Source organism: Pelosinus baikalensis, assembly GCF_020819555.1.
GTDB classification, from domain to species: Bacteria; Bacillota; Negativicutes; order DSM-13327; family DSM-13327; genus Pelosinus; species Pelosinus baikalensis.
Genome location: NZ_JAJHJB010000106.1, coordinates 1 through 2,105, shown reverse-complemented (window position 1 = coordinate 2,105; position 2,105 = coordinate 1). Strand labels below are relative to the sequence as shown.

Sequence of the window (2,105 nt, the reverse complement as noted above, 5' to 3'; positions counted from 1 at the left end):
GAGCGCCTGCCTTACAAGCAGGATGTCGGCAGTTCGATCCTGTCATCGCCCACCATTTAAGAATAAAATGCAAAGCATATGCTTTGCATTTTTTTACTATAGAGAAGATGATATTGAATTTTTATTGATTTGATTGTTAAATTGAAATTTTAGTATAATAAGAAAAATAATAATAATGAGGTGATTGCAATTTGAGGCTTGTGGGAAGATTAGCTGCATTAGCGGCATGTGTGCCTCGAGGGGCTCGTTTAGCTGATATTGGTACGGATCATGCATACCTACCTATTGAATTAGTCGAAAAAGATATTATTGCTTCGGCTGTAGCTGGTGATGTTCATAGCGGTCCTTATAAGGCTGCTAAAGAGCACGTGGAAGGCTTATCACTGGAAGGAAAAATTTCTGTACGTTTAGGCAATGGATTAGCAGTGCTTTCACCACTAGAAGTAGATACGGTTGTTATTGCTGGTATGGGTGGACAAACAATTATAGAGATATTAACGAACCATTGTGAAATCGTTAGATCTCTCAAACGTCTAGTATTACAGCCTATGGTGGGAGCGGCAACTGTGCGGCGTTGGTTATGTGAAAACAATTGGTATGTGCTAGAGGAGTGGTTAGTCCAAGAAGAGGGAAGATTGTATGAAATCATTGTGGCAGAGCAAGGAGATTCTCCTCGTTATGAGCCTGTCATGTACGAAATTGGGCAAAAGCTATGGGATGAAAAGTCCCCGCTGTTAACATTGCATATTGATCAATTGATTTCTCAGACTAAGCGTGTAGTAAGAGAAATGGAATGTAGTAGTAATGCACAAAAAAGCCTTAAATACCATGAATATGTCACGCGATTAAAACAACTGGAGGATAAGCGGCAATGTCTGTAAAGTGTCAGGTAATTATAGAGGCAATGGATAAATTGGCCCCTAGGAGCTTAGCAGAGGATTGGGATAATGTGGGGCTGCTAGTTGGCAGTTCAGCCCAAACAATTCATAAGATACTAATTACCTTAGATGTAACAAAAGCAGTAGTGGAACAAGCTGTAAAAGACGATATCGACTTAATCATTGCTCATCATCCTGTTATATTTAAGAGCATCTCTGCCATAAGGACAGATTTACCACAGGGGCAAATTTTATCTGCTTTAATAAAAGCAAATATTGGAGTATATGCTGCTCATACGAATCTTGATATCGCCTCAGGAGGTGTGAATGATGTATTGGCAGATGCTTTTCAGTTATGTGATGTACGACCCCTCGCGGATAATTCTAGTGAAAAACTTTGTAAATTAGTAGTATTTGTTCCAGAAACCCATCGAGAAATCGTTGGAGATGCTATAATGGCGGCTGGAGCAGGACATATTGGTAATTATAGTCATTGTAGTTTCGCCACTAATGGCATCGGCACATTTTTGCCTTTAGATGGTTCTAAACCATTTATCGGGCATGCTGGCAAGCTGGAGCATGTACAAGAAAGTCGCTTAGAAACGATTATGCCAGAGAAAATTTACAAATCGGTTGTTAAAGCAATGCTAAAAGTACATCCTTATGAAGAGGTTGCTTATGATGTATACCAGCTGATGAATTCTGGAGAAAAATTAGGACTTGGGCGTGTTGGAAAGCTTGTGAATCCTATAGTGTTTGCAGAGTTTGTTAATCGGGTAAAATATGTGCTGGGAGTATCTGCTGTAAGTGTAGTGGGAGATCAAAATAAGTTGATAAAAAAAGTAGTGGTGTGTGGTGGCGCAGGTGCTAGCTTATTGCATAAGGCTGCATTTGCTGGAGCAGATGTCTTAGTAACAGGAGACGTAAAATATCACGAGGGACAAGATGCTGCTGCCCTTGGAATCGCAATTATTGATGCTGGTCATTTTGCCACAGAGCAACCTGTGCTGTCCTATGTAGCGGAATATCTTAGCAAATGTGCTGATGATGCAAAATGGTCTGTGGATATTAAGGTTGACGACATCAATCAAGATGTCTTTCAGATCTATTAAAGATGGTATAAATATAGGTAAGTTGTAAAATTAAATGCCGTAAGGCAGAAAAATAAAAGACTCATGGGAATCCGGTATATAATGTTAAGCGACCAAGCAAAAACATTACCGGAGG

The 2,105-nt window shown here is 39.8% G+C and carries 2 protein-coding genes; both read left to right on the top strand.

Translation table 11 applies throughout. From position 1 onward, the window contains the following. The first annotated feature begins 200 nt into the window (after positions 1 to 200). Positions 201 to 881 (top strand): tRNA (adenine(22)-N(1))-methyltransferase, encoded by a 681-nt coding sequence (locus tag LMF89_RS25255; protein ID WP_229537570.1) that lies wholly within the window; start codon positions 201 to 203, stop codon positions 879 to 881. Then, positions 872 to 1,990 (top strand): Nif3-like dinuclear metal center hexameric protein, encoded by a 1,119-nt coding sequence (locus LMF89_RS25250; protein WP_229537569.1) that lies wholly within the window; start codon positions 872 to 874, stop codon positions 1,988 to 1,990. The genes LMF89_RS25255 and LMF89_RS25250 overlap by 10 nt, the downstream gene beginning before the upstream one ends. Positions 1,991 to 2,105 lie beyond the last annotated feature (115 nt).